This window comes from Pseudolactococcus chungangensis CAU 28 = DSM 22330 (assembly GCF_002441885.1).
In the GTDB taxonomy this organism is placed as follows: domain Bacteria; phylum Bacillota; class Bacilli; order Lactobacillales; family Streptococcaceae; genus Pseudolactococcus; species Pseudolactococcus chungangensis.
Genome location: NZ_JXJT01000041.1, coordinates 1 through 7,793, shown reverse-complemented (window position 1 = coordinate 7,793; position 7,793 = coordinate 1). Strand labels below are relative to the sequence as shown.

The following is a 7,793-nucleotide window of genomic DNA, read 5'->3' as shown; positions in this document are numbered from 1 at the left end:
GTGTCGCAGGTTCGAATCCTGTCTTCCCGATAATTGACGACTGATTTCAGTCGTTTTTTTGTACATACGATTATCAACTTAAATTTGTTATAATAAAAAGAGATAACTGAGGTGATGAAATGAGAGTTGTTTCAGGACAATACGGGGGAAGAACCCTCAAAACATTAGAAGGTAAAAATACACGTCCTACTGGAGATAAAGTAAGAGCAGCTATTTTTTCTATGCTTGGACAATACTTTGATGGTGGACTTGTTTTAGATTTATATTCAGGTTCGGGTGGACTTGCAATTGAAGCAATTTCTCGTGGATATGATAGGGCGATTATGGTGGAAAAGGATCGGCAGGCCCAGCAAGTGATTCAAGCCAATATTGACATGACAAAAGATAATGATCGCTTTACCATGATGAAAATGACATCAGATAAAGCTATCTCATTATTAAATGAGCCTTTCGATTTAGTATTTTTAGATCCACCCTATGCCAAAGAACAAATTGTTAAGGATATTGAAAAACTAGAAGGTAATGGCCTTTTATCACCATGTGTAACGATTGTTTGTGAAACGGATAAATCTGTTGATCTACCTGCTAGCATAGTGAATTTCAGTCTTATCAAGCAAAAAACATATGGTATTTCGAAAGTGAGTCTTTATGAACGCAGTTGAGCAATCATTTTGGGGAAATTTTAAAGCAATTGCGGAGATTAAAGTGCCTTTTTGGGGCAAGCTGGTCTTTTGGCGCAACGGTTGAGATGGTAGATGGATTAGGGCAACTCGTCCTAGATGAAAAAAAACAGGTATAACCTCTGCCGTCATTTTTTCCAGACAACATTTGCCAAAGCAAAGTTACCCTATGACGTCTCTGCTTTATGAAGAATTTGAGGTAGTTTACAAATGAAAATCGGTTTATATACAGGGACATTTGATCCCATTACCAATGGGCATCTCGATATCATCCACCGCGCTGCGAAACTTTTCGACAAGCTTTATGTTGGTATTTTCAACAACGACAAAAAAAATCCGCTCTTTACATCGACTGAGCGGGCAGAGATAATGTGCCAGCTATTGTCGGATTCTGAGCATATTGAAATCATCGTTCATGAATCGGATTTGACGGTCAATGTTGCTCATAAATTGGGCGTGACGGCGTTGGTTCGAAGCGTTAGAAATGCGCAAGACCTAGACTATGAGTCAGCCATGATTTATTTTAACCATGAGATGACCGGGGTAGAGACTGTGTTGCTCGCGGCTAGTCCAGAGCTTCAGTATGTGAGTAGCTCGAGAATGAAAGAATTAGCACACTTTGGTGTTGATGTGTCAAAATGGGTGCCGGAACTTGTCGCACTTGAATTGGAGAAAAAATTTGAGCAAAAATAAAAAGTCATTGATAACAAAACGCTGGGGGATTATTAGCATTGTTGGTATCCTAGTCCTACTTGGTGTTCTGCTCCCCCTACCGTATTATGTTGAGATGCCTGGCACGACTGAAAATGTCGGCACGATGGTTAAGGTTAATCAAGCGCCATTGTCCAAAAAATCAGAAAAGGGGTCTTTAAATTTAACGACTGTTTCAATGATGCGGGCAACGGGTGCGAGTTTGATTTATGCGGCGTTAACGGATTTTACGGATGTTTATAGCAAAGAGGACATGATGGGCACCCAGTCGGATGCTGACTATACGCGGATGAATGCTTTTTACATGGCGAGTGCGCAGAATGCTGCTATATATGAGGCATTTAAGCTGGCTGGTAAGCCCTTTGATTTAGAATATAAAGGCGTATACGTCTTAGATGTGATGAAGGAGTCAACGTTTAAGAATGTCTTGCATATCGCAGATACGGTGACTGGTGTCAATGAGCAAAGTTTCAAATCGTCTGAGGCATTGATGGCATATATCAAATCTCAAAAGATTGGTGCTAAGATTTCAGTTCAGTACTTAGATGAATCGGGGATGTCCAAATCAGCAGATGGTAAAACGATTAAGATTTCAGATGGTAAGGCTGGCATTGGGATTACACTGGTCGACCATACAGCGATTAAGAGTACGCCTGAGGTAACGATTGATGCAGGATCAATTGGAGGTCCGTCAGCAGGGATGATGTTCACGCTTGAAATTTACGCTCAATTAACAGGTCAGGATTTAACGCGAGGTCGAGAAATTGCCGGTACTGGGACAATTGAAAAGGATGGTAAGATTGGGCGTATTGGTGGAATTGATAAAAAAATAGCTACCGCAAGTCGAAATGGTGCTAAAATTTTCCTGGCTCCTGATGATGAAATTACGAAAGAAATGAAAAAAGCTGAGCCTGATGTTAAATCAAATTATCAAGAGGCACTAGCTGCTGCTAAAAAAATGAACACGAAGATGAAGATTGTACCTGTAAAAACAGTGCAGGATGCGATTGATTATTTGGAGAAGTCTTAAAAATCCTTGTAGTTCATCAGATCTGGAAAAAAGTTGCTCAGAAGATTGTGAAATGACTTTCTGAGCAACTTTTTTTTTATGACTTTGTGAAAAAGATAGCTTGATTTTACTGTATTGAATACGAATTAACTAAAAAAATCACAAAGTTGCCAATTTCACAAATGATAATTTTTTAAATATCACTTTACAAACGCTTTCAGTGTGATATAATAAGGTCATAAAGATAAGTTAATTGTTTCACTAACTTATCTAAACCTAATCGTCACTACCATTTTTAGGCATGATTCTGAAGGTATTACCACTTTGATAGAAAATAAGGGGTTGTCACAAACAAGCATAGCTCGTGAAGACAAAAATCTTTTGACTAGAGGGTAAACTTGAAGTTCAAATTTAAGGAGAAAAAAGATGGCTACAAAAACTGTAGAGAAAACGGAAATATTTGACGTTGCTGGCATGATTGATGAGCTTGCTGTTAAAGGGGCAGAAGCGCTCAAAGGTCTTGAAAAATTAAACCAAGAGCAAATCGATCATATCGTGCATGAAATGAGTATGGCTGCGCTTGACAAACACATGCCACTTGCCAAATTGGCCGTGGAAGAGACTGGTCGCGGTATCTATGAAGATAAAGCTATTAAAAATATGTATGCGTCTGAGTATATTTGGAATGCTATTAAAGATAACAAAACAGTTGGCGTTATTAATGAAGATAAAGAAGCTGGTATCGTTGAAATTGCTGAACCAGTCGGCGTTATCTGCGGTGTAACACCAACAACTAACCCAACGTCAACAACAATTTTCAAATCTATGATTGCGATCAAAACACGTAATCCAATCATCTTTGCTTTCCATCCGTCTGCACAAAAATCTTCCGCAGCCGCAGCACAAGTCGTCTTAGATGCCGCAGTCGCAGCAGGTGCACCTGAAAACTGTATCCAATGGGTGACGACACCTTCAATTGAGGCTACTGGTCTTTTGATGAATCACCCAACGATTGCGACTGTTTTGGCAACTGGTGGTGCAGGCATGGTTAAATCAGCCTACTCAACAGGTAAACCAGCACTTGGTGTAGGTCCTGGTAATACACCAGCTTACATTACGAAAGATGCGAAAATTAAACGTGCTGTTAACGATTTGTTCCTTTCAAAAACATTTGACAATGGTATGATTTGTGCGTCTGAGCAAGCGATCATCGTTGATAACGAAGTTTACAATGACGTTAAAGAAGAATTCTTGGCACACAATGCTTATATCGTATCATCAAAAGCTGAATTAGCGAAACTTCAAGCAGCAGTTATGTTACCTGATGGTCATGCAGTTAACCCTAAAATCGTTGGTTTTTCAGCTAAATATATCGCTGAATTAGCAGGGATTAAAGTACCAGAAGAAACAAAATTACTCATCGCTGAAATTGCTGGTGTTGGTGCTGACTTCCCGTTATCACGTGAAAAATTATCACCAGTCTTGGCAATGGTTAAAGCTAACTCTACTGAAGAAGGGCTTGACCTTTGTGAAGCCATGCTTGACCTTGGCGGTCTTGGTCATACGGCTGTTATTCACACAGAAAATGAAGACTTACAAATCCAGTTTGGTATTCGCATGAAAGCTTGTCGTATCCTTGTGAACACGCCAGCATCTGAAGGCGGTATTGGTAACATTTACAACGAAATGTTGCCATCATTGACACTTGGTTGTGGTTCATATGGACATAACTCAGTTTCACATAACGTATCAGCAGTAGATTTGATTAATGTTAAAACGCTTGCTAAACGGAGAAATAATATGCAATGGTTCAAATTGCCACCAAAAGTTTACTTTGAAAAAAATTCAATCACTTACTTGCAACAAATCAAGGCTGAACGTGTGATGTTGGTTTGTGACCCAGGTATGGTGCAATTTGGCTATGCTGACCTTGTTCGTAAACAACTTGAAAAGAATCCTAATGATCCAAAAGTTGAAATTTTCTCAGACGTAGAACCTAACCCGTCTACTAACACAGTCTATAAAGGTCTTGAAATGTTCAATAGCTTCCAACCGGATGTGGTGATTGCACTCGGTGGTGGTTCAGCAATGGATGCGGCGAAAGGGATGTGGATGTTCTTCGAACACCCAGATACATCATTCTTTGGCGCTAAACAAAAATTCCTTGATATCCGTAAGCGTGCTTATAAGATTGAATATGCTGAAAAAGCAACTTTCATCTGTATCCCAACAACATCTGGTACAGGTTCAGAAGTCACACCATTTGCGGTTATTACTGACTCAGAAGACCATACTAAATACCCATTAGCTGACTACGCTTTGACGCCAGATGTAGCAATCATCGACCCACAACTCGTGATGTCAGTACCAGCTAGCGTAACTGCCGATACAGGTATGGACGTCTTGACACACGCAATTGAATCATATGTTTCAGTTATGGCATCTGACTATACACGTGGTCTGTCATTGCAAGCTATCAAGATTGTCTTTGAATATCTTGAAAAATCAGTTAAGACTGGTGATGCTGAATCTCGTGAGAAAATGCATAATGCCTCTACAATGGCTGGTATGGCCTTTGCTAATGCCTTCCTTGGTATTTGTCACTCAATCGCCCACAAAGTTGGTGGTGCTTGGAACATTCCTCACGGACGGACGAATGCGATCTTGCTCCCACACGTTATCCGTTATAATGCGAAAGACCCTCAAAAACATGCGATGTTCCCTAAATATGACTTCTTCCGTGCGGATGAAGATTATGCAGACATTGCGCGTTTCTTAGGGCTTAAAGGTAACACTACTGCTGAATTAGTTGAAGCATTGGCAACTGCTGTTTACAATCTTGGTATCGCAACTGGTATTGACATGAACTGGCAAGCACAAGGCTTGACTAAGAAACAAATGGATGCAGAAATTGACCACTTGTCTGAAAAAGCTTATGAAGACCAATGTACAACTGCTAATCCAAAAGAGCCTTTGATCTCTGAATTGAAAAGTATCATTGAAATCGCTTATGACTATAAAGGTTAAGTGAAAATGATGGCTAAAAAACTTACAAACAACTGCTTGTAAGTTTTTTTGTGCTTGGTGTTAATAAATATGTTATACTATGGCAAAATGGAGGGGTGCTATGGAACTGTTTGATATTTATGATGATGACCGCAACCGAACTGGGAGAACAGCTGAACGTAACCAGAAACTTAAAGATGGTGAGTATCAGTTGATTGTCCATGTGAATATTATGAATACACAAAATCAACTCTTGATACAGCAACGTCAGCCACATAAGCAAGACTTCCCTGGTTATTGGGATATTAGCGTAGGCGGTGGTGTCCGAGCTGGTGAGACGAGCAGAGATGCAGCTGAACGTGAAGTTTTTGAAGAATTGGGGTTGGCAATTGATTTAGCGGAAACCGTTCCTTATTTTTGGATACATTTTCCCAATGGTTTTGCTGATGAATATATCGTCCATCAGGATCTGGAGTTAGACATGCTAAACTTACAGCAGACAGAAGTTCAGAATGTTAAGTGGGCGAGTTATGATGAAGTGATGAGCATGTTGACAGAGGGCACTTTCTTTCCTTATCATCAGTCAATGCTTGAATTAATTTTTAGTTTTTCTGAAATAGGAGAAAAAACATGATTGAAGTGAGAAAAGCAAGAATTGATGACCATGCGATGATTTATCGCCTTGGTCAAGAGACGCTAGGTTATGATTTAGATGAAGCGTTTAGCCAAACACGGCTACTAGATGTCTTATCAAAACCTGCCAATCAAATTTTTGTGGCTTTTGTTGATGGGGAACCCGCTGGTTATGTTCACGTTCAGGACTACAACGTGACATATGCCATTCCCTATAAAAATATACTAGGTCTAGCCGTTTTTGAGCAATTTCAAGGACAAGGTGTCGGCAGAAGTTTGATGCAAGCAGCAGAAGCCATTGCACAAACTGACGGCGCATCAGGTATTCGCTTGAATTCAGGCGAAGATCGACACGATGCTCACTTATTTTACGAGCGAGTAGGCTACGAACGGGTTAAATCACAAGCAAACTTTAGAAAAGTGTTTTGATGGAAAAACTGACACTAGCCGTGACCATTGACCGACCCGTAGGTTTTAATCACCATGGCACGATTTATCCCGTAAACTACGGCTACGTCGCGGAGGTAATAGGTGGTGATGGGGAGGCGCAGGATGTCTACATTTTAACGGAAGATGACAAGCCTCTGGAGAGTTTTATAGGACAGCTAATCGCAGTTGTCCATCGTGCAGATGATGTTGAGACCAAGTGGGTGGTGACAGACTTTGGAAAAAGTTATATAGCCGATGACATCATGACAAGAATCGCTTTTATGGAACAATATTTTGAGTCAACAATTGAAATGGTGGAGGATTAAATGACACAAGATTTGACAGTAGATATTGCGGAAGGTCGCTTAAATATTCGAGTCGCCGCAATCATTCAACAAGATGATAAGATTTTGGTATCACAATGGCTTAACGGGACAATCTCTTTAGTAGGCGGACGCGTTGCCCTCGGAGAAACAACGCAAGCCGCGATTAGCCGTGAAGTAGCTGAAGAAACAGGTTTAATTGTAGAAACGGCTAGCTTATGTGCGATGATTGAGAATTTTTTCAAATATGATGATACATTTTATCATGAGTTTTTGTATGTCTATGACGTAACGACTAATGTTTTAGAGTTTGACCAATCAGCACCCGATTTTGAAAGTCAAGATATTTTGTGGTTGCCAATTAGTGAAAGTGCTAGCGTGCAGCCAGAGATTTTATCTGATGTTGTCAGAGATAAGCGTGATCAAATATTACACCTTGTAAATCAAGAAGCTAATCTCGTGTCATAAACAACGGTGTCATAGTGGTACGATGTAACTTTAGAGAAAGACAGTCAAAAAAACCTCTTGATTTAAGATCAAGAGGTTTTTTGATAAATTTTATGGCTCATATTTGTTTTTGTAGTGCTCTCCCCAGGTCATCATAGAATTGAGAACAGTATCTAAAGATTGCCCAAGCGGTGTTAAGGAATATTCCACGCGTGGGGGAACCTCTGCATAAACTTTGCGCGTGACAATACCAGATGTTTCGGGTTGTCTCAGATTATCAGTCAATACTTTTTGGGAAATACGACCAATGGAGCGTTTCAAGACACTAAAACGCTTTGTTTCAATTAATAGGTCACGGATGATTAAGAATTTCCATTTATTGCCGATAAGAGAAAGGGTTAATTCTACAGGGCATGCGGGGAGTGATTTTTCGTTTTCGATGATGCAAACCTCCAATAGTTACAAAAAGATACCTAGGTAATATAATAGTGCCTACTTACATTTTTTCTGCTTATAAGTTATTATAGGGCACCTCTAATAACTACCAATTAATTC

General features: G+C 39.9%; 9 protein-coding genes. 8 read left to right on the top strand and 1 reads right to left on the bottom strand.

All coding sequences use genetic code 11. The annotated features are described in order from the left end of the window. Positions 1 to 119: 119 nt before the first annotated feature. From rsmD to RR45_RS10435, 8 genes are all read left to right on the top strand, one after another. Complete coding sequence (gene rsmD, locus RR45_RS10470) at positions 120 to 662, top strand: 16S rRNA (guanine(966)-N(2))-methyltransferase RsmD (RefSeq protein WP_031367131.1); 543 nt, start codon at positions 120 to 122, stop codon at positions 660 to 662. Positions 663 to 890: 228 nt separating this feature from the next. Continuing rightward, positions 891 to 1,373, top strand: coding sequence for a pantetheine-phosphate adenylyltransferase (gene coaD, locus RR45_RS10465; RefSeq protein ID WP_031367132.1), 483 nt, complete (start codon positions 891 to 893; stop codon positions 1,371 to 1,373). Beyond that, positions 1,360 to 2,421, top strand: a complete 1,062-nt coding sequence (locus RR45_RS10460) for a SepM family pheromone-processing serine protease (RefSeq protein ID WP_031367133.1) — start codon at positions 1,360 to 1,362, stop codon at positions 2,419 to 2,421. The genes coaD and RR45_RS10460 overlap by 14 nt, the downstream gene beginning before the upstream one ends. 405 nt (positions 2,422 to 2,826) lie before the next feature. Next, on the top strand, positions 2,827 to 5,427 hold the full coding sequence (gene adhE, locus RR45_RS10455) for a bifunctional acetaldehyde-CoA/alcohol dehydrogenase (RefSeq protein ID WP_031367134.1): 2,601 nt from the start codon (positions 2,827 to 2,829) through the stop codon (positions 5,425 to 5,427). Between the two features lie 79 nt (positions 5,428 to 5,506). Next, positions 5,507 to 6,040, top strand: a complete 534-nt coding sequence (locus RR45_RS10450) for an NUDIX hydrolase (protein ID WP_244148321.1) — start codon at positions 5,507 to 5,509, stop codon at positions 6,038 to 6,040. Next, complete coding sequence (locus RR45_RS10445; RefSeq protein ID WP_084463504.1) at positions 6,037 to 6,468, top strand: GNAT family N-acetyltransferase; 432 nt, start codon at positions 6,037 to 6,039, stop codon at positions 6,466 to 6,468. Before RR45_RS10450 ends, RR45_RS10445 begins: the two co-directional genes overlap by 4 nt. Further along, a complete protein-coding gene (locus RR45_RS10440) occupies positions 6,468 to 6,794 on the top strand; it encodes an inorganic diphosphatase (RefSeq protein WP_031367137.1) in 327 nt (108 codons plus the stop codon). The genes RR45_RS10445 and RR45_RS10440 overlap by 1 nt, the downstream gene beginning before the upstream one ends. Beyond that, entirely contained in the window at positions 6,795 to 7,259 is a 465-nt protein-coding gene (locus RR45_RS10435; RefSeq protein ID WP_031367138.1) for an NUDIX hydrolase, read from the top strand. Between the two features lie 90 nt (positions 7,260 to 7,349). On the opposite strand, the gene RR45_RS10430 is transcribed toward RR45_RS10435, so the two are convergent. After that, the gene (locus tag RR45_RS10430) at positions 7,350 to 7,694 is read right to left on the bottom strand and encodes a winged helix-turn-helix transcriptional regulator (protein WP_031367139.1); all 345 of its coding nucleotides are present in this window, start codon (positions 7,692 to 7,694) and stop codon (positions 7,350 to 7,352) included. Positions 7,695 to 7,793: the final 99 nt, after the last annotated feature.